This window comes from Methylomonas sp. MS20 (genome assembly GCF_050275925.1).
Taxonomy (GTDB): Bacteria; Pseudomonadota; Gammaproteobacteria; order Methylococcales; family Methylomonadaceae; genus Methylomonas; species Methylomonas koyamae_A.
In genome coordinates, this window is record NZ_CP189962.1 from 3,739,307 (window position 1) to 3,764,067 (window position 24,761).

The window sequence follows — 24,761 nt, forward strand, 5'->3', positions numbered from 1 at the left end:
TTCAATACCCGTCTCGCGGGCATGCCTCCGGCCTGGGCTGCATGACTGCGCCTTAGGCGGAAAAGGTGATTATTCGAGGTGGTGTCGGCGGCCGGCCCGCACGCCGACCGGCCACCGGTTAAGACCGCTCAGACACTCAATTTTCGGCGCGCGGCCAAGTGGTGATCCGAGTAGGAATGGTGATCGTCCAATCCGAGGATCTGGCAACGGCCGCCCGCATGATTGTATTCCTCGGTGTAGTGATGGATGAACTCCATCACGGTATGATCGATCAAATCGACGTCCGTCAAATCAAAGAACACGTTTTGTTTTTCCGGAAAATCCGCAAGCAAACTCTTCAGGCTGATGAAGTTCGAAAACACCGCCGCGCCGCTGACCGCGATATGGTAGGTATCGGCGTTGGTTTGATTGACGTGGTAAGCCATCGAGAAGATATTGCCGGGTTTCAAGCCGCGGCTGACGTGGATCAATAACTCGACAACGATGCCGATTGCCACGCCGACCAACAAGTCGGTGGCAATCACGCCGATAATCGTGATCACGAAGACCGCGAAGTTGTCCAAGCCCACGGTCAGGGTTTTGGCGAATTCCTTCGGAGAGGCTAAACGAAATCCGGTAAATACCAATAAGGCCGCCAACGAGGTCAACGGAATTTCGTGTATCAAGCGCGGAAACAAGGCGACGAAAATCAGCAAGAACAAGCCGTGGAAAAAGTTGGCCCAGCCGGTTTTAGCGCCGTTGTTAATGTTGGCGGAGCTACGGACAATTTCGGCGATCATCGGCAAGCCGCCTATCATACCCGACACCAAATTGCCGACCCCAACCGCCGCCAAATCGCGGTTCAAATTGGAGTTGCGTTTGTAAGGATCGAGTTTATCGACCGCCGAGGCGCTCAACAAACTCTCCAAACTACCAACCAGCCAGATCGTGACGACCGAAATCCAAAATTCGTGGTCGGCGATTTTCGAAAAATCCGGAAAATAAAACCCGGACATGAAGTTTTCCGGTACCGCCACCAAAAAGGCCGGACCCACGGTAAATTCGTGGTGCGGCAAAATTTCCGCATCGGGCAAGAACAGGTATTGATGGATATGATCCAAATCGAAAAACTGGCCCAGGGCCAAACCCAACATCACCACCAACAGCGGCGCCGGAATCATTTTCAAAGTCGGCTGTTTGATGACAGACCACAGGATTAATAAAGCTAATCCGCACAAACCAATCAACGAAACTTCCGGGTTCATTTCGACGATCGAATGCGGGATTTCCGCTATGGTCCCCAATAAGGTCTTGGCTTCGGGCTTAACCCCCAACAAGGTATGAATCTGCTTGGCCATGATGATGATACCGATCGCGGCCAGCATGCCATGCACCACCGAGGACGGAAAAAACGCACTCAGCTTGCCGGCCTTGAATACACCGAGCAACACCTGCAACACGCTGGCAACGACAATGGCCGCCAAGGTGTAGCGGTATCCGGCCATCGCATCGCCTTGTCCGAGCGATTGCACTGCGTCGACGATGACGACAATCAAACCGGCGGCCGGGCCATTGATCGTCATATAGGAGCCGTTGATCCGCGAGACCACCACGCCGCCGATAATCGCGGAAATAATGCCGGCCATCGGCGGAAACCCGGACGCCATCGCTATCCCTAAACATAGCGGCAGCGCAATCAAAAACACCAAAAAACCGGACAGCAAATCGCTACGCCAGTTTTCGACCAACCCCGGTATACCTGTTTTAGGTAAAGCTACAGTGGATGCTTGCGACATGGTAAATCTCAGCTTAATGGAAAACCTTTGTTAAGCCAGAAATATGCCAAGCACCTCAACCTCCCGCAAATACTAGGTTTGCACGGCTTTGGTTCGCGTCCAATCGCTTGGCATTCGACCAGGCTGGTTTATTAAAACCACGCACCTTGGTTGAAATCCACCACGCGCGCGATTTGCACCACTCGCGGTGCAAACTCTTGCTGATTGCCGGCGAATCGCCCGGTCCACGCCCCTCAAATCCACGCCAACAGAGCTCGCTGCACGGCGTTACGAAAACGCTCCCTATCATTCGGGACAAGACGGTGCGCGCGCCGCACCAAACCGAACAAACGCTGCCTGGCTAGCGGTCTATTCAAGCCGCCGAACTGAGGCCGGCGTCCGGTTGAAATCAACCAGCTACCCCGGCGATTTGCACCGAAGCCTATCGATATTCTAGAATTAGATATTACGATTCAATGATTTACGAACAGGCATGACTTGTGCATTACTAAATTAAAGTCCGGCATGCCCCGAGGTAAACCGGACCGCTTACTCGTGGTCGCCCACCCGCGCATCGGGCAACCCACGGAACTCAGGTTTGCCGGCTCTTTTCTTTTGATACGAGGTTGATGTACCCATGACGGTTTCCAAACCCACTACACCGCTAAACGATCAGCTTCTCGGCAGTACCGGAGGCTTCGATCTGGATGCGGCGATCGAACACATAGCCCATTGGCTGCCTACACAAGGCCCGCTAAAAGATTTTATCCACCACAATACGCTGCACGCGGTGCAGGACAAGCCCTTCCATGAAGGCGTGGCGATTGCCGCTCGCATCTTTGGCGCCCGCAGCTATTTGCCGTTAGCCGATTATCAAAGCCGCTACCGGCAAGGCCGTATTCGCGACGATGCGATCGACTGGGCCTTGGCGCACTGCGATTGCCCGGAGGCCGAACGCGCCGCGCTACGCGAACGCCTGTTCGAAGACGACAAGCACAGTCACTATCCGCCGATTTCGCTCGCTAACCACGGCATACGCGCGCATTGGATGACGGCTCTGGAAGTCGATTTGAACGCGTTGGCCCATCCGGTGGTATTCCGCCTGCTGGGCAATTTTCTCGACCAAGGTATCAGCCGCTGGACCTTGGCCAAGGACGGCGAAAGCTTCTGGGATTGCGTGCTGCGCTTGACGCAAAACAGTTTGCTGCCGCTCTATCCTTTTCATATCGCCGAAGTGCGCGAATTGTTAAATCAAGGGCCTGACGGCGTCACCGCTCATTGCCTCGAACGCATGGTCGGCGCGGAGTCCTGGTACGAACAATATCTGTTGGAGTTGCTGCTCTCTCACCCCGGTTGGGCCGGCATGGTCAGGTTGATCGAGCTCAATCCGCAAGCCTTGCTGGCTAAACGGACGATTTCGTTGAAGCAGTTGATCGCTTTCGAAATGGCCTGCGAGCTGGCATTTCTGACCAAAAAACGCGGCAAGCAGTTTAGCAACATCGCCAAGCTACCCCAGTTGGACACCTTACCGCGCTTCGAACACCAGCTTGCCGATTTGGCGATCCCGTTGCGTTTACGGGTCTGGCACGAAGCGATGGAATGGTCCATGCACAGCGAGTTGCTGGCCGCATTGGTCAACCAGCCGGTAACGCGAGCAACTCCAAATACGACCAAAGTCAGCCCGACCGCCCAGGCCCTGTTTTGCATCGACGACCGAGAATGCTCGCTGCGTCGGCATCTGGAAGAAATCGATCCAAGCATCGAAACTTTCGGCGCCGCCGGTTTTTTCGGCATCGACTTCTTATATCAGGGTTTGGACGACGTTTACCCGGTCGCCCAATGCCCGGCCGTCATCACCCCCAAGCATTTGATACGCGAGGAAGCCCCCCATCAACACCGGAAAAAAACCAAAACCAAAACCAAAAATCTGGCCGGCATGCATTTCTCGGCGCATTCGATGTTTCGGGGCTGGCTATTTACCCAAACCATCGGCTTGGGATACGCGATTCGTTTGGCCTGGAACGTGTTTCGTCCCGGCGCCGGCGTTCCCAAGGTCCAACAACTCAGCGAAGTCGAAGCCCACTCGCATCTGCACCTATTGCGAGAAAACGACGAGCCGACCGAGGAAGGTTATTTGCTGGGTTTCTCGTTTGCGGAGATGGCCGACCGAGTCGGCGGTTTACTGCGTAACATTGGCCTGACCCAGGGGTTCGCGCCATTGGTAGTCATCGTGGCTCACGGCTCCAGCAGCGTCAACAACCCGCACTTCGCCGCCTACGATTGCGGCGCCTGCTCCGGCAAGCCGGGCGCGCCGAATGCCCGCGCCTTTGCCTGGATGGCCAACCATTCGTCGGTACGCGACATTCTGCGCGAACGGGGCATCTCGATTCCGGACGACACCTATTTCGTCGCCGCACTGCACAACACCAGCCGGGACGAAATCAGCTACTTCGATCCGAACGCCTACCGGCACCGCGATCTAAGCAAACTGCATACGTTCAAGCATGCGATGCAACATGCCTTGCTCAGAAACGCCCGCGAACGCTGCCGTTGGTTCGAATTGGGACCGCAATCGCATTCCAATAAGGAGGCCCACCGCCACGTGGTAGCGCGCGCCTCGTCGATTTTCGAGCCGCGTCCGGAATACAACCATTCCAACAATCTTTACTGCGTGGTCGGCCGCCGAGAACTGAGCCGCCAATTATTTTTGGATCGCCGTTCATTTTTGCATTCCTACGTGCCGGACAGTGACCCGCAAGGGGAAATCCTGGCCAAAATCCTTGGCGCCATCATTCCGGTGTGCGGCGGCATCAACCTCGAATACCTATTTTCCCGCGTCGACAATTCGGTCTATGGCGCCGGCACCAAACTACCGCACAACGTGATCGGCCTGCTGGGCGTCGCCAATGGCGTCGAGGGCGACTTGCGTACCGGACTGCCGCAGCAAATGATCGAAGTTCACGAACCGGCCCGACTGCTGATGGTGATCGAGCAGCGCCGGGACATCGTCGATCAAGCCCTGGCCTTAATCGGCGATCTGAAGGAATGGCTGGACAACGAGTGGATACGCTTTGCCTGCCAAGATCCGCTCAGCCACGAACTGTTTTATTACTCGGCGCGGGGCTGGGAAGCCGTACGCCTACCGGCGTCGTTACAGCCGCCCGCCGCGCCGCATTCCGAACGGATTATCGTCGGTAAAACCGAAACGATACCGGTCCATCAATTGCTTGGGAGACCCGCATGAATGGCTTGATACTCGCCAGCCTGTTTTTACCGATGCTCGGCTTTTTGCTGATTCTGGCATCGGCGCCGAACGAACACCGCATCGCCAGAATCAGCCTTTGGACCGCGCGTCTGATGGGCTCGTGCGTTTTGACCCTGTTGGCGACATGGTCCGCTTACGGCTTCCCGAACCACGAATTCATTTGGTTCGATCTGTACGCTCGCGGCGACTACCACTTCCCGATACTGTTCTATTTGGACGTGGTCGGTGCGACCTATCTGTTCTGCGCCTGGGCGATATTCGCGATCATCGTCCGCTATTGCCGGGTCTACCTGCACCGCGAATCCGGCTATAAGCGCTTTTTCCTGACCATCTTCGGCTTTAGCTTCGGTTTAAATCTGGTGATTTTGTCGGGCTCGATCGATATGTTGTTCGCCGGCTGGGAAATTGTCGGCGTTTGTTCGTTTCTGCTGATCGCCTTTTATCGACATCGGCCGCAACCGGTCCGTAATGCGTTGCGCGCCTACACCATCTACCGGTTTTGCGACGTCGGTCTGTTGCTGGGCGCCTGGATGAGCCATTTGCTGTTTCACGAGAGCCAACACTTCAGCGAGCTGGCCAACTTGTTCGATCACGCGGCCATGCCGCCGGCCGGCTATGCCTCGTTGCTGTTTTTGTCGTGGTTGATTGTGATCGCCGCTTCCGGCAAATCGGCGCAGTTTCCGTTTTGTTTTTGGTTGCCGCGGGCGATGGAAGGTCCGACCCCATCCAGCGCGATATTTTACGGTGCCTTGTCCATCCATTTGGGCGTGTTTTTGCTACTGCGGACGATGCCGATCTGGAGCTACCATTATTTGAGTCGTCTGGTCGTGTTGGCGATCGGCTTGCTGACCATCGTCGTCGCCAGCTTGTCGGAGAAAACCCAATCCAACATCAAGGGTCAGATCGCCTATGCATCGATTACCCAGGTTGGCTTCATGTTCGTCGAACTGGCATTCGGTTTGGAACCTCTGGTTTTGATGCATTTTCTCGGTAACGCCTTCTTGCGCTGCTACCAATTGCTGGTCTCGCCGTCCATCGTCGCTCACCTGTTAAGGGTCGAGGGATCGGTGGATACCGACTTCGTCATCAAACCCAGCGCGATGCGCGACCGTTTGCCCTACTCGATTCGCGACACCCTGCCGGGTGTGCTGCAAAACACCTTGTACGTGTTCGCGTTGCAGGAAGGCAATCTGGAGCGGCTGGTGAGAATGAGTTTGTGGGACCCGTTGAAGGCCATCGGCAGTCGAGCGAACGCCGTGCGGCCGGCGATTAAATACTTGGTGCTATTTTCGGTACTGGCGCTGATTCCGGTGTCGAAACTGCAACAATCCGTCGATCCGGCGTATTTGTCCATGCCGGTCTCACTGGCCATGGTATTGGCGACACTGGGCGCATTCAGTCAAAACCGCAATCCGCTGCGGGTTTGGCACGCAATTGCGCTAAGCTGCCTACTGGCCGGCGCGGCGGTGTGGATGATGACGCCGGAGGCCGCCCCCGATGTCCTGCTGTTTGCCAGCGGCATTGTACCGTCCTGGCTGCTCGGCATTTTCGTCCTGAAACGCCTGCTGCGCGACGAAGATTTCGCGGCGATGCCGTTCCGGTATCGGGCGTTGGCCGAAACCCAACCCGGCTGGTCCTTGCTGCTGTTTTTGAGCTTTTTGGGCTTGGTCGGTTTTCCAATCACGCCGGCCTTTTTGGGCGAAGACCTGTTACTCGCGCACGCCACCAATCAACATCCCTGGTTCGCGTTACCGATCACGATCGCCTTCGTCGTCAACGGCATCGCCGCCGCCCGCGTTTTCGTCAGATTATGCATGGGCCGGCCCGCCGAGGTTAGACCGTTGGAAACTTGATCCGACAGTGTGGCCGAAGCCATGGGAAACGCTACAGTGTGGCGGCCAGCGCCGGATAGAGCTGAAACAGCGTGAACAGACAAGCACCGCACACCAGCAAGGCCAGTAGGCTGAGCTTGGCGAGTCGCCGCCACAGTCCGTTGGAAACCTTGCCGGCCAGCAACACGCCGGTACTGAACACCCCGCCCATGACCGCGGCGGGCAGCCCCCAAATGCCGAGGTAAGCGGGCAAGGCCAGCAATAACACCGCTTGCACGCCGCTGCCCGACAATTCGCACAACAACGGCGTGCGGGTATCGGCGCCCGCGTAAAAATAGCGGGCCAGCAAGGCGTTCCAACTGCCGAATACAATGGACAGCGCAAACAAGGCCAGCAATAACGGCAACGGCCCTTGACTCAAGCCGGCCGGCAATAATTTGGCTACCAATAGCGGCGAGATCAACATCAGTCCGGCCACCGGCAACAAGGTCAGCCGGGTGCAAATCGACAAGCCTCGCTGCATCAGACGTAAACGGCTCTGTTCACCTTCGCCGCTCATTTTGCCGAGCAGCACTTGGTTCAAACCCATTAACGCAATCAGCGGAATATTGACCAATTTACGCGCCAGATTGACCAGCGTCACCGAGCCTTCGCCGAGCAAGGACGCAGTCAGCCGCTCTAACAACGCCAAACCTTGGCTGGCGCCGCTACTGAGCAACAAGGGCCAAAGCTGGCGCCAAACCTGAGCAAACTCGCCTTTCGCGCCTGCCAACCAAGGCCGCCAGCCGAATCCCCAGGCGGAGGGAAACAATACCAGCGCCATCAGCGCACTGCCGACCAGAAAACTCTGCGCCAACCAAATTTCATCGGCCTGTTTACCGGCCCACCCCAAGTACACCACCGGCGGCAAATTGAACAACAGAGAACCCAAGCCCGACAGTAGAAAACGGCCGGCGGCTTGCAGCGGCACCGTCAACACCGCCTGCGTCAGAAAACCGGGAATCGTGAAAGCCAGCCAGATTAAAACCTCGGTGCCGCGTTCGCGGTCCGCCGCCGCCAAACCGGGACCGATCCAGCCGATCAATAGCGGAGCGGCCGCCGCGATCGCCAGCGCCAGGCCAAGGCCGGCCGCCAGCCAATGGGCGATTTGGCCGCTCAACCAACGCGGCTGAATCTGAGTATCCGCGCGTTGCCACAACGGCAACATTGCCGCCGACAATAGGCCGCCGGCGAGCATGACCCGAATCGCCTCCGGCAAAAACATCGCCACCAGAAAGGCATCGGTCTTGGCGCCCGCGCCCCAATCGGCGATCAATAGCCACTCCCGACCGAAGCCGGCAACCAGGCCGGCCAGCGTGGCCAGCGTCAATAACAGCGTGGATCCCAGCATTTAGTAGAACAGGCAGAACAGCCCCTTGCCGCCGACCTTATAGGTGAGATCGTGAGGCCGTTCGCCCATCGGTTTGGCCCCCATACCGCCGACGATCTTATACGGTGCGATTTCCTTGCTGACCACGGTGTTGGCGGTCACGACCGCGCCCTTGCCGATCTTGGCACCGTGCCCAACCAAAGCTCCGGTAGCGATCCAGACGTAGTCTTCGATGTAAATCGGCGCCGATACCGACCAAAATTCCGGTGCTTCCAAATCGTGGGTGCCGGCAATGATCTTGGCGTGCGAAGCCACCGCAACGTGATTACCAATGATCAAACCGGCGCGGGCATCGATCTGGCAATGCCAAGCAATGCAGGTATCGTCGCCGATCACCAAGTTTTCGACGCCGATAATTTCGGTATTCCGCCAAATCGACGATCCCTTACCGATCTTGGCGCCCCCCAGCCTCAGCCAAGCGATGCGTAGATGGTGACTGGGAATCTTGTTGATCAAAATGTTGTACCACTGCTCCCAGGCCCGCAGCCAACGGTCCTTTAACGTCGGCCAATTGATGCCGTAGGCCGGCACGAAGGTGGTCGGAATTTCATCGCGCAATAAGGCGTAAAACCGCCGCGCCAGCGGTTGCTCGATCCGCATTTCAATGTTGACCGAGCAAATCGACACCCGCGGACGGTCAGCGTCGCCTTCCTCGAAAGCAACGTCGTTAGCCAACATCCACTCATAGGCCACGAGTAACTCGCCGGCGTCGACCGCCAGTTTTTCGGCGTAGTCCACCAGACGATCGCGAACGGCGTTGGAATGGTAAATGCGGTGTTTCATTGCGTATCTCTCCTGTTTTGCCCGGTAAATAACAAAGGATCGCCCTCAATCGCCAAGCGCCGCGCCGAATGCAGGCCGAGGGCCATGATCATCCAGAACAGAGCGACTAAAACCATCGTAAAACTGTAATAGTGATCGAACAGACCGGTCAGCAAGGCCGACAGCAAGCCCGCGCTGCTGCCGATCCAAACCGCCCGTTCGCGGTTCAACAGATTCAGCCAACCGCGGGGTTTGATCTCTCGCCACCAGGCCACCGTTACCGCGATAAACAGCAACATGCCGGGAATGCCGGTTTTATAAATAAAATTGAGCCACAGATTGGAAATGCCGAGTAAACCGGTATTCGGCGGCGGCGGATCGGTTTTGAAGCCGATGCCCAACGGATAGCGGGCCATCGCATCCGGAAAACGCCGGTACTCGTCCATCCGAATTTCGGTGCTGGCGTTGGTGGACGAAAAGGTGGTCGACAAACGCTCTTGCAGCGGCGGATAAAACAACACCAAGCCGACGACCAATACCGTCGCAGTGCCGATAATTCGCCCGGCGCCCGGCACTCGCAGCCAAGTCAGCCACAACAAGACTAGCGCCAGACTGACAATGGCACCTCGGGACATGCTGAACAACAAACCGGCCGCGCCCATCAGCGCCACCGTCCAACCCAGCAGGCTACGCCAACCGTTTTGAAAACGGGCATAGAAATAGGCCAACGGCAAAAATAACACCAGTACGCCACCGGTCAGATTCGGATGCACCCAAGGCGAAGCCATCCGGCTGAAATTGGCCGAGAAAATGTCCTTGACCGCCTCGGGATGTGCGTATTTGAGTTTTTCCAACACCGGAATGAAAGTATTGGCGTTGCGATCCTTCAAAAAATAAAAAATCGACAATGTCAGCATCGCCAGCGTCCCCAGCAGCAAGGCCACCAACAGTTTGTCGCGCTTGCGATCGTCGTCGATCAACATCGGCACCAACAACAACGTCGAAACGTTCATCAGCCAACGTATCCAGTTGACCAGTCCGCTACCCTCGGCCTGGATGGTCAGTTGCCCGACCGCGAACGGAATCGTCGTAAACAGCATCAGCCAAATCAGCTGCCGCTCGGTGCTGCCGACTACCCAGCGGCAGCGGCGTATCGTCAATTGCCAGAAAACGCCGAGCCAAGTCAGCGCCAGCAAGGCTTCGGACACCGTGATCCGTATTCCCAACTGAACCGTCGTATAAGGAATCAAGGTGGCGAAGAACGCAAACAGCAACAGGCCCAGCAGCGGACGACGCATGACGGCAATCGTCATCGCCAGCGCCACCAACGCCAAAACGGTTTTCGCCGGATCCAACAGCGTCAGCAAGCCACCAAACAGCAAGCCCAACGCGACGGCCAGGAATTTGCCCTGTACGGCCATCAGTGGTTGGCGTTGATCAGGTCGTCAACCAAGGCCCAAACCCGCCGGGTGTATTCGGGCATGGCGTAGCGGGCCGCCCATTGCCTCGCGCTATCGGTGTCGCGACTAGGCGCGTCGCCGGCCAAACCCCGCATCATAATTTGCAGGGCCTCGCCGTCCAACGGCGAAAACCTCGGCGCGGACGGCGGCGCCACTTCATCCAGCGCGGAACCGATCGCGACAGCCACCGGCGTGCCATGGCCCAATGCTTCGACGACAGGCAAGCCGAAACCCTCCGCCAGCGACGGCTGCCAAAGGCGATCGGCGTGCGCATAAAGCGCCCCCAATTGGCTATCGCTCAAACCGCTTATAATCATCAAACCAGGCAAATCGCGCTGGTCGGCCGGTATATCCTGGGGATGACCGACCAACACCAATTCCGGGATTACCGCATCGCTACTCCTAGCCAGCCGCCAATTTTCGATGAACCAAGGGATGTTTTTTCGCGGCTCGCGCGTCCCAACCACCAGCCAATACCGATCGGGCACACCATCCGGCGGGGCATCGGCGGCATTCGCCGATGCCGGCACGGCATTCGGCAATACGGAAATACGCCGCGCCTGTTTGGGAAACAATCTCGCAACTTCGCCGGCGGTAAAAGCGGAAGGCGACCAGATTACATCGGCCAGTCGCACTGAATGAGCAATCCCTACACGGTCTATCCACCGGTAAACCAGCGCTCTAACGCGGCTCGCATGATAGTTTTGCATCGTCAATTGAAACACGTCGTGCAACAGTAACGCGTAGAGGGTCCCCGCCACGCGTTTGACCGGCAAGCCGGTGTTCGCGGTCGCGACATACAAATCTAAACACTGAGCTTCGACAGCTTTCGGTAAGAATGCCCATTCGAACTTGAGGCGCTCTCGCGGCCGGTGCAAACCTTCGGCTGGGCTAGGCTCATCGGGACACAGCAACCGTTGCCGCAACGGGTGGTCGGCCGGAGCCGGACTAAAGCGGAAGACTTCGGCTCCGCCGTCGATCAAGGCTTGCTCCAAGGCCAACACCTGTCTGGCGATGCCGGAATACGGAGCCGCCACCACCGGACGATAATCAATTCCTACGCGCATCGGTCATTTTCCGGTAAACAGATTCCAATTGATCGGCGGCAACTCGCCAGTCATGATGATTAGCGGCATAAAGCCGCCCTGCCTTCCCCATGTCGCCGGCCCGATCCGGATCGCGCAAACTGTCGATCAAGGCTGTCGCGAGACCGTCGGCATCGTCGCCGCGCGCATACTCCACATCGGCTTGCAAGCTCAATCCGGACACACCCTGGCTGGTACTGACCAACGGCAAACCCGCCGCCAGCGCCTCCAGCACCTTGAGTTTGGACCCGCCGCCTTCGCGCAACGCGGCCAGAAACACCGCCGAGCGCCCTTGCTCCAAGGTCAAATCGTTAACGAAACCGCACCATTCCACGCGGGGGTCCGGCCATTGTCCAGCCCATTTCTCGGGCATCGCGTAACCGCAGACCGCAAGCTTCGCCTCCGGCATGCGCGCCCAAACCTTGGGCATGATGTCATTCAGACACCATTCCACCGCATCGCGGTTAGGCGGATACTCGAAATTGCCGACAAATAAGATACGCTGGCTAGTCAAATCCGGGACGACGCTAGCGAACCCTCGAGTATCGACGCCGTTAATCACCACGTCCACGTCGCGCCCGGCAATTCTACCCAACTCGGCGGCATCACTCTCGGTGACCGCGATCAAACGGGCCGGCGACTTCAATGCCGACTTCTCCCAACGCCGGTAGCGCCATTGATCGTAAACCACGAAAGGCCAAATCCATTTGGGCAAATGCTGATAGGTTGCCGCACCGAGCGAGGACTCGACGTTGTGCTCGGTCAATACGAAATCTTGCCGACGATCCCGCAAGGAGTGCAAATAGGGTTGCAGTGCGTAACTGTGTTCAATCTGGACGACATCCCAAGGCTCTTTCAGCAATTGCGAGAACTGATGCTCCAATGCCGGTGCCAGTCCGTTAACGCTGGTTAGCAACGGATAAGGAGCGAATGCGGCGGCCGCCAGCGAGTAGGGATGCTTCAACGGTCGCCTGGGCAACACGATCAATCTTTCGACGACCGATTCCAACTGCTCCCGAGCCGATTCCGACAAGGTCTCCTTGCTTTGCACCAACAAGGTAATCCGATGGCCGCGCTCACTCAGGCTACGCAGTAAATGGTACTGGCGCACCTTCCCGCCGCTGGTGGTCGGCCACGGCAGATACGGTAAGGTCCACAATATTTTCAGTGCTGGCATCGTTGAATTTGCTGAGGCGATCATGGACTAAAGGTCGCAGCGATTAGCGCCACTCCAAAATTTGTAACTGCTGGGCTACCGGCACGGACACTTTGCCGCCATTCACGGTTAATGCTTTCGAGGTCTGCTTGAGCGGTTGATGCAAGATCGCCGACTGGATATTCGCCAACTCCATCGTGCCGGCATTCTTCGCCCAAAACATCAACAACTGCGTGCCGTCCGGTTTCATCCAACTGACGCTGAACGTTGCCAAGTCCTTGGGCAAACTGCTGACTTTCGGCATGGTCCCCGGATTAAGACGCGGTCCGGTAATGGCCAGAAATTTGGCTAATGCGGTATAGGCCGGCTTGGGATTGCCGTTCAGGTCCAGTAGACCATAATAGCGATCCCGGTAACTGGCGCGCTCGTCCAGGTCGGACAGCGCAAACAAAAATACTCGATCGAAATCGACGGCGCTGATCAACGCCAAACGCCGCAATAGATAGTCGGCTTGGCCATCCACGCCGATCAAGTCCTGCTCTTCCTTAGGACCGTCATAGCTTGACCATCCCCATTCGGTGGCCCAAATCCCAAGCGGGCTGGTAGCGCGTAAACGGGCATTCAGAGTTTTGGTGCGGACGACAAAATCCGCAACGCTCGGGTCGTCCCCTTCCGGGGACAAACTGTAAGGGTGATAAGCGACTATCGATCCTCGCCACGGCGAACCGATCTTCTGAGCCAACTCTTCCAACATCAAACCGCTGCGCAACGGCATTTGACTGTAATACGCCATGCCGGCCATCACCACCGTCTTGTCCGCAGCGCCGCCGCGCAGAGCCTGGTAAGATGCGTTGAACAATTTGCCGTAGTCGTCCGGACTGGCCAAGGGTTGCCAGAACGCCGGCAAATTCGGCTCGTTCCAGACTTGCCAGGCATTGACTACAGGATACCGTTTGGCCAGGGTCACCATCCGATCCGCAAAGACATTGACATCCTTGGGCGGATACTGATCGGACTGCCCGAACGGTAAAATAGAGCTACTGGCGAACGGTGCCGAACCAACCAGATAAACAACCGATTTAACCTGCTGTTGTTGCAACGCATCGGCAACGCCGTCCAAGGGTTCCCACACAAATTTTTTCTCTTCCGGCTCCAGGCGATCCCAATGTACATCGATCCTGACCCATTCCAGCCCGAGCGCCTTCAGTTGACTCAACTGTTGGCTGTATTGCGCCTCATTGAACCATAGCAGGTGGGCATTAACACCCAGGAAATCCTTCCAGACTAATGGCTTGGGCGGAATCAAATACAGGTCCGCGGCCCTTGGCTGGTTAAACGCCATTCCCGCAAACAAGAAGACCAAGCCGATTAAACGCCAAAATTTGCTAATCATGACTTTTCCCCGAAACTGATTTAAACATCGCGCTGAAGGCAGACGCGATCCGCGGCCAAGCCCGAGCTTGGCCCATTGCCGTCGCCGAGCGGCTCCACGCGCCAATCGTTTCCGGCTGATCCAATAATTTGACCAATTCGGTCGCCAACGCCACACTGTCGCCTTGCGGAAACACGGCACCGTTGCCATGGGAAACTTCTTCGACGAATGCGCGGGCATCGGAGCTGATCACCCCCCGACCGCAAGCGTTGGCCCAGGACAAAGCGCCGCTGGTGCCCAACATGCGCCCCAAAAAGGCGAGTTTTTTCGACTCCTTATAAGGCAGCACCAACACATGATGCGCCTGGATGATATGGGGAATCTCGGCAGCCGGCACATCCAACTGCCAATGAACATGGCTTTCCGCCAAGCCCGCTTCCGTCAATTGGCGTTGCAGCCCGGCAATGTAGGAATTATCGTCGCCGAATGCGATGTCTGGCGCGGTTCCGCCAGCCAAGGTCAAACTCAATTTCTGCTGGGCTTCCGGTCGTTGCCGAAACAGTAAGGCAATCGCATCGATCAAGTCCTCGATCCCTTTGCCTTTATAAATAAAACCGAAATACAACAGCTTTAACGGCCCGTCCGGTGGCGCTATCGGTGGAGCTTGCTCGTCGATCGTAAAGTTGCCGTGCGCTATCGTCGTCACCGCGCCGCTGGCGAGCTTCATCCGCTGCTCCAAACAACGCGCTCCAGTTTCGGTCAAGGTGACAATTCCCGACAAACGCCGCGCCAAGCGCCGCTCCCTCGCTAACGTCAACGGATCGGCTAGCAATACCAAGGCTTGATAAACGGCGCGCGGTAGTCGGGCCGCCATCGCCAACGGCCCCGGCAAACTGGCGGGCTTCCAGATTAAGCGCTCGGGATCGTGCACGGTGGCGGTTAACGCCACCGTCGGAGCATGCGCGGCTAGCCATTCCAATGCCAGAAACTCTCGTATCCGTCCTCCGCCCAACTCAGCATGCACCACGTCATAAACCGCCCAATCGATTGCCGCCATGTACCGGGCCACGCTTTCCGGCGTACCTGCGATAGCCATCCCGGAAAAAGGCACGTCGACAGTGACGCCCTGCCCTTCAAGCGCATTTTTGAACGCGGCCGCGTAATCGGCAATGCCGGTTTGCTCGGGAGGCAATGGCGAAATCAGAGCTATGCGCATCAGATTGCTCGCTTCAAATTTTCGAACCGAGCCAATAAGCTGGCCGGAACCTCATAACTGCGACGATTGACGATCACGCCGTCCACCTTTTGGAACGCGGTTCTCAGGATCGACAACGCATTTTCGATGACGGGCACCGTTGATTGGCCAGCTTGAACGACCAGCAGAATCAAATTGGCATTCCTAAGCATCAGAAATGCCGCTCTGTTGCTGGACAGGGCCGATGCTTCAATCAACACGACTTCGCCGGGTTTCGCGACATCCGATTCGTTTACGGCGATTCGGGCGCCGATTTTGCGGTCAGCCAATACCTGCAGAAACGCATGGGCGATAAAACTGACGCCTTCGCCATGCCTAGCCGAGGCTATGCCTATCGTCAATCCTTCGTTCGCAAGTCTGTCCCTGGGTAGCAAACTATAAAAGCGGTAAATGGCGGCGTCGAAAATCGCGGTTTGGCTATCTTCCGCACGCTGATCCGGTATCGAGCACCAAGTCGGTACGCCGAACGCGGTTTCGATCGAACTGCCGTCATGGATGCGCTGGTCGAGCAGATAGCTCAGATAAATCACCAGAAAACCAACCGCGATACCGGCCGGAAACGCCGCCAGCAGTATCGTCAAACTTTTGGGAAACACTCTGGCCGGACTAAACGTAGCCTCCTCAATGACCGCTATGTTGCTGATCCGGCTTTTATCCAATTCTCGGTCGATTCGGGCTTTTTCCAGACTGCTTAAATACAAGGCATGGCTCTTTTCGGCCTCTGCCAAGGTGCGTTCCAATCGGGAAATTTCCGGTTCCATGGTCAAGATGCGTTGGTAGTCGCCTTTCAGTTCGGCCAGTTCGTTGTCGTATGCGGCAATCCGCGCGGCAAGCTCGTGGACCCGCGTACTGCTTTGCAAGGAATTCCGTTGCAATGTCGTAAACAACTCGTTGGGCGCGCGATTTTCCATATTCTGGATGGAATGGTTTTCCAAATCGATTTGAGCCTTCAGCGAATCGATGGCCGCATCCAGATCGTTGATTTGCGGAGCGTCAGACTTATAAACTTTCAGCGCCTCTACCCGATCAACCTGCATTTGATTCAGTTTGATCAACAAATCCTGACGAACCGGGTTCAAACTCAATTCCCGCAGAGTGGTGACTTCCTTAGGCAAGCCCATCGCCAATTGATTGGCGCTGGTTACGCCTTTTTGCAGGCCGGATTGTTCCGCGATGGCTTCAGACCGTTCGGCATTCAACTTGTTTAAGCGGTTACTAATGGCTTCCAACTTTTCCTTGGAGCTGATACCGTCGATGCTCATCAGCAATGTCGCCAACGTATTTTTATCTTCGGCGATCTGTCTTGCCAATTTCCGGCTCTCGGATTCGTAAAATTCGTAAAGACTCTTGTCCCCGAGCGCTCGCGCGCGCTCTTCTTGATAAAACTCAATCCACTTGGAAACCACCTGCTGGGCTATGTAAGGGTCGTCCCAGGTAAAACCCACTTCCATCACGTTCGAACCGGCGGCGTGAGTGACCTCGAAGGCTTTCTCCAATTTTCCGACCAATCGATCGACTGGCGTTTGGTCTTCGGACAAACCCACCGAGACCAAGCCACTTCGCAGTTTGTCCAATACCCAACCGGCGGCTTCCTTCATATGATGCTTGAGGGTTTTCCAGAATCCCTGTGGCGCTTGACCTTCCATCTGGGTCAAATAATATTCCGCGACCTTACGTATGATGGGCCGGCCGGTCAGCATTTTTTCTTCGTCGACCACCGGATCGCGCTGCGTGCTGGGCGCCACCAAGGTTTGCCGGTCTCCAAACTCGATCGGTAAAATACTGGTTTCACGGCCCGGCTTGACCAATAACCGCGCTTCGGACTCGAATCGGGACGGCAATAAAAACGCGCCGAGAACGGCCACGCTAACCGTAACGACGACAGCCAGCCGAAATTCGTTGTAAAAAATGAAAAATAGCCGTGCGATGTCTCTAAATGAGCGGATCTCAATCATGGCGTCAGAAATTAATTTCCATTGGAATTGTTAACGGCGTTTGTCGTGTTGTTGTTGGCCGGCGTCCAACTGTAGCTGGCGCCCAACCCGATGGATTTGGTGAAGGGCAGTAACTGATTCATGTACAAATCCACGACTTCGATGGCATTGCCCAACGCGGATTTGGGCACGAACACAATGTCGCCGCGTTTTAACATCAACGGACGACGCTGGGCCTGAATTTCCAAAAGCTGACCGAAATCGGTAAAGTACGCTTTGTATCGATTCGTTGCGTCGAGCCGCAACAATGCGACGTGACTAGCATCGGCCGTAGAAAGTAGTCCGCCGGCACCGACAATGGCTTGGTCGAGGCTGGTTGGCGTCGTAATGTCGATCGATACCGGATTCTGCACCGCCCCACCGACTTGTACCCGGTTTCCCGGCGCGCTCATGATGTTCACGGTAACCTTGGGATAACGATAAATTTTGGCAAGCCTGCTGGAAATATCGTCGGCAATTTGTTCCGGAGTACGGCCAACGGCTACTATGGTACCGGCGTCCAGATAGGAAAATCCACCGTCCGGGCGGACTTGGAAGCGGGTATTTTCTTCAGGCTCGACCTTTGGTGCGATGTCGCGGACGATTTGCAACACGTCTCCGGCCATGACGTGGGTTTCCGATTCGGGTAAATCTCTGATATCAGCCACTTGCAATTCCATGGCATCCAAAGCTATTTCTTCGGGCAGTGGTATTTGGCTGGGTGAACTACAAGCAGTCAAACCCATACCGCTTAGGCAAAGCGCAAGGAGTAAGGTTTTCGGAAATAGTGGGATCAACAACTGCTCGAATGCCTTCTCGCCCACACAGATCGAAGTCCGCCGCCTCGATCCGCCAATGCCGGCTAAGGTCGGTCGGCTGGCGTCCAACCAGGCGATTTGGATGGAACGGTATCGGTTTCCGTGAATTGTGCTCATTTTAAAATTCGCGGCCTATTGGATGTAGCCGTAACTGAAGTAACTCAGCCCGAGGCCGACGGACTTGCTAAACGGAATCAATTGTCTGAAATACAAATCCACCACTTCTATCGCGTTGCCCAAATCGGATTTCGGTGCGAACACGACGTCGCCGCGCTGCAACAATAAACGCCGTTGCCTGGAGGGGTCGTCCAGCAACCGAGCGTAGTCAATAAAGTAAACTTGGTAAAGATTGTCCTCGCCTATCCTGAGCAATGCGACGTGTTCACCATCCGCCGCCGCTTGCAATCCGCCGGCGTCCAGTATTGCTTGTTCCAAACTCGTGGGCGCGCTGACGTCAATATTGGTGGGTTTGGCGACGGCCCCACCGACAAACACCCGATTGCCCGACCCGTTAGCAATGTTGACCGCCACCAATGGATAACGATAAATTCCGCTTAGTTTTTCGGTAATTTCGTTGGCAACCTGCTCGGGGGTTCGGCCCACCGCTTGGACTAAACCCACATTCGGATAAGCAAACTTACCGTCCGGACGCACGAGGAACATCGTTGGTTCGCTTTTTGAAATCGGCGTTGGAGACTGCCTGAGGACACGTAGGGTGTCCCCGCTTACGATCCGGGTAACCGGAACCGGCAATTCACTAAGATCGATCCTTCGCAAATCCCGTTCCGCCATTGCTTCCTCATCAGGTAAACCGACTTTAGCAGGCGAACCGCAAGCAACCAATCCCAGAGTTAGAAGATATGCAAGAACCGGAAAATGCCGCCGTACCCGTCCGTAGCGGTTTTCAAAAGTCATGATAGATCCAGAGACTCCCAATAACGAGGAAACATGCTGATGCGCCGCTTAAGGGCCAGCGGCAAGGCCTTGTGTATCCAACCTAGCCGATACCCCAACAATTTTAGCGCGGAACGCAAAATGCATTCGGGTATTCGCCAAGTTTGTCCCAACTGAATGATGTGCTTAACTTCTGAAATGACAAAACGCCGCCCTTCCCCGCGTGCTCTGCCGAATTGGCGTTCAATCCAGTCTTCCTGCCCGTAAAACACGCCGATATCGAAATAACGCCGAAATTCTTGCCAAAGAGAATAACTGTGCGAATGAACAACGAGAGCGTCGGCTTCATAACGGACGCTCCAGCCCGCCAGCAGCATTTTAGCGGCAACATAGGCGTCTTCGCTACCGATCACGTCGATCGGAAATCCGCCGACCGCCTCAAGGGCCGTGCGTCTGTACGCCGCGAACGAGTCGGAGCTGAAACAAGTCTTGAGACCTAAGCTGGCGGAATCGGAAAGTACCTTGGTTCGGCTCCGCGAGGGGTAGTTAAAATAACGGGCGTGCGCTTCGTGAATATCGGCTTCCGGGCGCGGCAACTGCCGCCCGTATGCCACGCCGACATTGACATCCAACAACACCGCATCGCGCAACTTACGCAAACTTTCCGTATCGGCCAAGATCGCGTCCTGCGTCATAAAGATCAGTATGTCGGCGGACACCTGCTGGCTGGCCCAACGCCGAGTCCCGCCATGATTAAATGTTCCCGGCGGAATCGTTTCAACCCTGGCTCCCGCCGCCACAAAACGTTGAACGGTGTCGTCCGTCGAGTGGCTATCTATAACCAACCATTCATCGGGTTGTAACGACTGATTCGCCAGCGCCGGCAACAGCCGATCCAAGTGCTGACTGGCATTCCAAACGGGAACGATGACTGCAGTTTGTACCAAATCAGTATTCATCTGCTAACTCCTACGGTCTTAGGTAACATAAGGTTTCGACGGTGTTAGGCGGCCTTAAATTGAGCCCGAAATTGCTCTAATGCCGGCATCTCCCGCCAGCCTCACCCTGAACACGAGTTAACAGTCTAACTAGGTATTCAAACGAAGCCGCGACTTTTAACTATGTTATTTAACTGAATCACACAATACCGCCTTGGTAATTTCTTTAGCAAAAACAAAGCCACCTATAAAAGTTCTCCAGGCTTGAACGAACAATCCCGGCTGCACTGCTTCCAAAACCACGGGTTACCGAGCGCTTGAAGTGAATATCGTAGACAGGAGGAACGCAATGCGGCGCGAGATGTCTGACCGTCAAAAGTCGCGTATTAAACGATTGGCATTTAAAATGTCCGGACACAAACAATCACCACAGGAGCACACATGCACCAACTTGTAGCACCCCTCATCGTTGCCGCGCTAACAATGTGGATCACCAACACTTCCGCAACGGAAACCATAACCGTACCAGACAAGGTCCGGACCAATGTTCTGAAACGGCACCCACAAGCCGAGGAATTAAAAGCCACCGGCAATGAAATCCATTTCAAAAACCAATTGCTTGCCATCAGCTATAAAACTGCGGAAGGCGACACTAAAATGGAGCTGTTTCGTAACAATGGCGCCCTGTTCACGAATAAGATGGCATTAGAGGCGCCCAGCGAAGGCCTCCCGCCTGAGTTGAAAAAGGCACTGACCGAGCAATTTCCGGGAGGCCAGATTAAAAAGGCCGAACTCATCGTCAATCCTAACGGCATCGGCGAGGAATACGAAATTCATGTCGATGTCGGCGGAACTCTCTGGCACGTTGCTGGTACCGATAACGGTGAAATCACAGAAAAAATTAAGGATTGAGTGAGTTGCCGCTAACCGAAATCCTTACCGGTATTTGGGAGATGGAAAGTGCCTATCCCTCATCCGCGGCGCCACTAGCCCCGCCTCCCACCAGAGTCGAGGCGGCAGGACTTGCACCGGGTTTTGACCACTTTTGGATAAACGGCTATTGGGATTGGGTTGGTACCGGGTATATTTGGCGCCCCGAATATTGGCAAGCCCCACGAGCTGGTTTCGAGTGGCAACCCCATCGCCGGGAACCTGCGGGGCCGCGTTGGCAAGGCCGCGCCGGGCATTGGCGGCAACGCTAAAGACCCACCCCAGCCGAGCGTCCTCCTACATTTAACAGGTGCAATTGATGAAATTTCGAACCTTACTGACGCTGTCGTTCGTTGTCGTCGGCTTTGCCTTTCATCAAATCGGCTGGACTCATGGCAGAGGCGGCTGGCATCCGCACGGCCATTCCAGTTTTGGGTTTTACTTTGGCGGCCCCGTGTACCCCTTCCCCTATTACCGTTACCCCGACCCTTACTATTATCCACCAGCAATTATCTCTGTCCCACAGACACCACCCGTATATATCGAGCGCTCACAACCCTATGCGCCCCAGTATCCGGCAGGTTACTGGTACTATTGCCACAACCCGGAAGGCTATTATCCTTATATCAAGGAATGCCCCGGAGGCTGGCAACAGGTGGAACCGACACCACCTCGCTGAGGACGACCGCAATGTACCGTTCCCCACAACACATACTAGCCTGCAAGCAGGACGGCAGAAACAGCACCGGTCAACTTGCGGCCCATATGCGAAATAACGAAAACCGTCATCCCGAATCGAATTTGCAGACCATGGCTAAGATTTGCCCGATACTCGTGATGCTTACCTTTAGCGGTTGTGTCAACCTACCTACGATTCCGAGTGTAATGGCTCTACCAGGCACCAGCCTATCATTCGAACAGTTCCGCGACGATGATGCAGATTGTCGCCAATACGCTTACATTCAAATCGGTGGGACCACGGCAACTCAAGCCGCAACCGAAAGCGGCGCAGCCAGTGCCGCGATCGGTACGGCCGTGGGCGCGGCGGCCGGCGCGGCGATAGCTGGAGGCGGCGGCGCGGCGATAGGTGCCGGGACGGGCTTGGCAGTCGGGAGCATAGTTGGAAGCACGACCGCCGAACAATCGATATACGCAACACAACATTACTATGATATGGCCTATATCCAATGCATGTATGCCAAAGGACATAGAGTCCCAGTCTCTGGCGAATTCCGTGACAACTTCGGCCAACCTCCCATCACGCGGGCCGTCAATATTCCACCCCCGCCACCTGGATCGCCGCCGCCTCCGCCCACTCGCTGAACGATAGCTTTCGGCACTAGGGTTCCGGGCTGATTCGACTTCATAAATCCTTTTCCAATTGAATATGAGCGAACACACAGAGCTGGCGCTATCTCTGTTCCCTGATTTTACAGGCGATGATCGCCTCCGTATTGCCGACGCACTCAACCTGGTCGACGAATTGGGCATGGCAACTCCCGCTGACGCCTTGCCTCCACGCCCGAAAGGTATCGATGTCGCGGCGATTCTGACTTCAGTACATATCGATCTTGAAACCATTCTGGCGGCGGTTCTCAGCGATTCTCGCCTTACCGGCCTATTGAGTGATACCAAGTTGCGCCGACGCTTCGGCGACGTCGTTGCAGACTTGGTTAAAGACGTGCATTGGCTGAATAACGTCAGCATATACAGCCCGGACATGGCGAACGAGCCGAATCAGACCGAAACGCTGCGCCGCATGCTGTTGGCAATGACCCACGACGTCAGGGCGGTATTAATCAAGCTGGCCTATCGCATTCAACGCCTGCGCAACTTATTCCGCGAACAAACGGAAATCCGCCATTTCATCTCGCGGGAATCCCTGGACATCTACGCACCACTCGCCAATCGTTTAGGCATTAGCCAATTCAAGTGGGAGCTCGAAGATCTGGCATTTCGTTATTTGGAACCGGAACAATATCGTGCAATTACCGAATCTCTCGCGAGCAAGCGCGAGGAACGCGAGGCCTGCATCGAAGCGTTTCTGGCAATGTTGCGCCAGACATTGGACCGGGAGGGAATCGCCGCAAAAATTTACGGGCGACCAAAACATATCTACAGTATCTGGCACAAAATGCGCCGCAAGCAGTTGGCCGTCGACGATCTTTACGATTTGCTGGCGGTCCGCGTCATCGTGGACACTTTACCCAGCTGTTATACCGTACTGGGTGTGGCACACAGCCACTGGCGCCACATTCCCAAGGAGTTTGACGATTACATCGCCAACCCAAAAGAAAACGGCTATCAATCACTACATACCGTGGTTTTGGACGAAGCCGGCAATCGGATCGAAATTCAAATCCGTACCCAAGCCATGCACGAATTCGCCGAACTAGGGGTTGCCGCGCATTGGCGTTACAAGGAAGGCAGCAAATTTAACGCAGCCACCGAGAAGAACATTGCATCACTTCGTCAGTTGCTGGAAGACAAAGACAACGGCAATCTCCTGGAAACTTTTCATACGGAATTGTTTTCCGACCGAGTGTTTGTTTTAACGCCAGCCGGTAAATTGATTGACTTGATAAAGGGCGCGACACCACTGGATTTTGCTTATGCGATTCATACCGAAGTGGGTCACGGCTGTCGTGGCGCCAAGATCAACGGTCAAATCAAACCGCTGACCTATAAGTTACAATCCGGCGAACAGGTCGAAATCATCACAGTCAAAAACGGCAACCCTAACCACAATTGGCTAAATCCCAACCTTGGCTATCTGAAAACGCCGAGGGCAATCAGCAAGGTGAAGAGTTGGTTCAGATACCAACAACAAGCGGCGAATATCGCATCTGGAAAACAGACTCTGGAAAAGGAAAGCAAACGACTGGGCATTAAAACGATCGATATCGACGAATTGATTAAGCACTTCAAGATGCAGGACACCGAGCATCTATACGAAGCACTCGGGCGCGGCGATATCAACAACAGGCAATTGGCCGGCGCATTGAAAATTCCTGAGTTGGAACCAATGCCGATAAAGCTTGCATCAGCCCAAAGTGCTCCACAAGCTGCGGTGATCATTGAAGACATCGACAATGTCGTCACCACGCTGGCCCAATGCTGCTCGCCAGTGAAAGGCGATGAAATCGTCGGCTATATTTCCCATAAACGCGGAATCACGGTTCATCGAAGCGATTGCGAAAACATTCGCCACTTGACGCCGGAACAACAATTGCATGTGATTAAAGCGGATTGGAGTGGTCACCACAAGGTTCGCCATAACGTGCCAATCCTGATTCACGCTTATAACGCGCCAAATTTGCTGGGTGACGTTTCGCAAATATTGACTGCTTCGAAAGCCCACATCAGTAACGCATCGTTGAAGACTCACGATGATTTGTCGGCAATTCTGCAAATGTCGATTCAGATCGAAAATACCGCGCAACTGAGTTCTATATTGGCTCGAATCAGTCATCTGCCCAACATTGTCGAAGTCAAACGCAAGGTTTGAAGTACTGAAACCCTTAAACGTCTTATCGTTAGCCACAGCACCTCTCACCGTGCTAACATAGGCGTTTTAATTTAAGGGCTTTTACTATGGCGAAAGAAGATCAAATCGAAATGGAAGGTAAGGTCATCGATACTCTACCGAATACGATGTTTCGAGTCGAGCTGGAAAACGGACACATCGTTACCGCACACATTTCCGGCAAGATGCGCAAGCACTATATTCGGATCCTAACCGGCGATAAAGTTCGTGTTGAGATGACTCCGTACGACCTGACTAAGGGGCGCATCACGTTCCGCAATCGCTAACCCGTTAGGGTCAGCGATTGCTCTG

General features: G+C 55.3%; 20 protein-coding genes. 7 read left to right on the plus strand and 13 right to left on the minus strand.

Annotation, left to right across the window (positions count from 1 at the left end; translation table 11 throughout):
* Positions 1-128: 128 nt before the first annotated feature.
* A complete protein-coding gene (locus ACQE3D_RS16655; protein WP_071160941.1) occupies positions 129-1,775 on the minus strand; it encodes a SulP family inorganic anion transporter in 1,647 nt (548 codons plus the stop codon).
* Between the two features lie 616 nt (positions 1,776-2,391).
* Between ACQE3D_RS16655 and ACQE3D_RS16660 the strand changes: the two genes are divergently transcribed.
* The gene (locus ACQE3D_RS16660; protein WP_313729675.1) at positions 2,392-4,998 is read left to right on the plus strand and encodes a YbcC family protein; all 2,607 of its coding nucleotides are present in this window, start codon (positions 2,392-2,394) and stop codon (positions 4,996-4,998) included.
* Positions 4,995-6,872: a proton-conducting transporter membrane subunit gene (locus tag ACQE3D_RS16665; RefSeq protein WP_313729674.1), complete on the plus strand. Its 1,878-nt coding sequence runs from the start codon at positions 4,995-4,997 to the stop codon at positions 6,870-6,872. Before ACQE3D_RS16660 ends, ACQE3D_RS16665 begins: the two co-directional genes overlap by 4 nt.
* A gap of 31 nt (positions 6,873-6,903) precedes the next feature.
* Here the strand turns inward: ACQE3D_RS16665 and ACQE3D_RS16670 are convergent, their stop codons facing one another.
* From ACQE3D_RS16670 to ACQE3D_RS16720, 11 genes are all read right to left on the minus strand, one after another.
* The gene (locus ACQE3D_RS16670; protein ID WP_313729673.1) at positions 6,904-8,241 is read right to left on the minus strand and encodes a lipid II flippase MurJ; all 1,338 of its coding nucleotides are present in this window, start codon (positions 8,239-8,241) and stop codon (positions 6,904-6,906) included.
* Positions 8,242-9,063, minus strand: a complete 822-nt coding sequence (locus ACQE3D_RS16675) for an acyltransferase (RefSeq protein WP_281020981.1) — start codon at positions 9,061-9,063, stop codon at positions 8,242-8,244.
* The gene (locus tag ACQE3D_RS16680) at positions 9,060-10,463 is read right to left on the minus strand and encodes an O-antigen ligase family protein (protein WP_313729672.1); all 1,404 of its coding nucleotides are present in this window, start codon (positions 10,461-10,463) and stop codon (positions 9,060-9,062) included. Before ACQE3D_RS16680 ends, ACQE3D_RS16675 begins: the two co-directional genes overlap by 4 nt.
* Positions 10,463-11,569 (minus strand): glycosyltransferase family 4 protein, encoded by a 1,107-nt coding sequence (locus ACQE3D_RS16685; protein WP_313729671.1) that lies wholly within the window; start codon positions 11,567-11,569, stop codon positions 10,463-10,465. Before ACQE3D_RS16685 ends, ACQE3D_RS16680 begins: the two co-directional genes overlap by 1 nt.
* Positions 11,553-12,764 carry a glycosyltransferase family 4 protein gene (locus ACQE3D_RS16690; RefSeq protein WP_313729670.1) on the minus strand — a complete coding sequence of 404 codons (1,212 nt, stop codon included), beginning with the start codon at positions 12,762-12,764 and terminating at the stop codon, positions 11,553-11,555. The genes ACQE3D_RS16685 and ACQE3D_RS16690 overlap by 17 nt, the downstream gene beginning before the upstream one ends.
* Before the next feature lie 43 nt (positions 12,765-12,807).
* A complete protein-coding gene (locus tag ACQE3D_RS16695) occupies positions 12,808-14,136 on the minus strand; it encodes a cellulase family glycosylhydrolase (protein ID WP_313729669.1) in 1,329 nt (442 codons plus the stop codon).
* Complete coding sequence (locus ACQE3D_RS16700; RefSeq protein WP_313729668.1) at positions 14,129-15,331, minus strand: glycosyltransferase; 1,203 nt, start codon at positions 15,329-15,331, stop codon at positions 14,129-14,131. The genes ACQE3D_RS16695 and ACQE3D_RS16700 overlap by 8 nt, the downstream gene beginning before the upstream one ends.
* The gene (locus ACQE3D_RS16705; RefSeq protein ID WP_064027088.1) at positions 15,331-17,325 is read right to left on the minus strand and encodes a GumC family protein; all 1,995 of its coding nucleotides are present in this window, start codon (positions 17,323-17,325) and stop codon (positions 15,331-15,333) included. Before ACQE3D_RS16705 ends, ACQE3D_RS16700 begins: the two co-directional genes overlap by 1 nt.
* Before the next feature lie 11 nt (positions 17,326-17,336).
* Positions 17,337-18,011, minus strand: a complete 675-nt coding sequence (locus tag ACQE3D_RS16710; RefSeq protein ID WP_281020984.1) for a polysaccharide biosynthesis/export family protein — start codon at positions 18,009-18,011, stop codon at positions 17,337-17,339.
* A 282-nt stretch (positions 18,012-18,293) separates the two neighbouring features.
* On the minus strand, positions 18,294-19,076 hold the full coding sequence (locus ACQE3D_RS16715; RefSeq protein ID WP_427500862.1) for a polysaccharide biosynthesis/export family protein: 783 nt from the start codon (positions 19,074-19,076) through the stop codon (positions 18,294-18,296).
* Positions 19,073-20,014, minus strand: coding sequence for a glycosyltransferase family 2 protein (locus ACQE3D_RS16720; protein ID WP_313729667.1), 942 nt, complete (start codon positions 20,012-20,014; stop codon positions 19,073-19,075). The genes ACQE3D_RS16715 and ACQE3D_RS16720 overlap by 4 nt, the downstream gene beginning before the upstream one ends.
* A gap of 420 nt (positions 20,015-20,434) precedes the next feature.
* Between ACQE3D_RS16720 and ACQE3D_RS16725 the strand changes: the two genes are divergently transcribed.
* Genes ACQE3D_RS16725 through ACQE3D_RS16735 form a run of 3 tightly spaced genes read left to right on the plus strand, consistent with a single transcriptional unit; the run spans position 20,435 to position 21,602 of the window.
* Positions 20,435-20,905 carry a hypothetical protein gene (locus tag ACQE3D_RS16725; protein WP_157197808.1) on the plus strand — a complete coding sequence of 157 codons (471 nt, stop codon included), beginning with the start codon at positions 20,435-20,437 and terminating at the stop codon, positions 20,903-20,905.
* 41 nt (positions 20,906-20,946) lie between these two features.
* Positions 20,947-21,195 (plus strand): hypothetical protein, encoded by a 249-nt coding sequence (locus ACQE3D_RS16730; RefSeq protein ID WP_368086622.1) that lies wholly within the window; start codon positions 20,947-20,949, stop codon positions 21,193-21,195.
* Positions 21,196-21,242: 47 nt separating this feature from the next.
* On the plus strand, positions 21,243-21,602 hold the full coding sequence (locus tag ACQE3D_RS16735; RefSeq protein WP_083386230.1) for a hypothetical protein: 360 nt from the start codon (positions 21,243-21,245) through the stop codon (positions 21,600-21,602).
* 230 nt (positions 21,603-21,832) lie between these two features.
* On the opposite strand, the gene ACQE3D_RS16740 is transcribed toward ACQE3D_RS16735, so the two are convergent.
* Entirely contained in the window at positions 21,833-22,132 is a 300-nt protein-coding gene (locus ACQE3D_RS16740) for a hypothetical protein (protein ID WP_175463788.1), read from the minus strand.
* 178 nt (positions 22,133-22,310) lie between these two features.
* On the opposite strand from ACQE3D_RS16740, the gene ACQE3D_RS16745 reads away from it, so the two are divergent.
* A complete protein-coding gene (locus ACQE3D_RS16745) occupies positions 22,311-24,431 on the plus strand; it encodes a RelA/SpoT family protein (protein ID WP_313729666.1) in 2,121 nt (706 codons plus the stop codon).
* A gap of 86 nt (positions 24,432-24,517) precedes the next feature.
* Positions 24,518-24,736, plus strand: a complete 219-nt coding sequence (gene infA / locus ACQE3D_RS16750; RefSeq protein ID WP_064025941.1) for a translation initiation factor IF-1 — start codon at positions 24,518-24,520, stop codon at positions 24,734-24,736.
* The last annotated feature ends 25 nt before the right edge of the window (positions 24,737-24,761 follow it).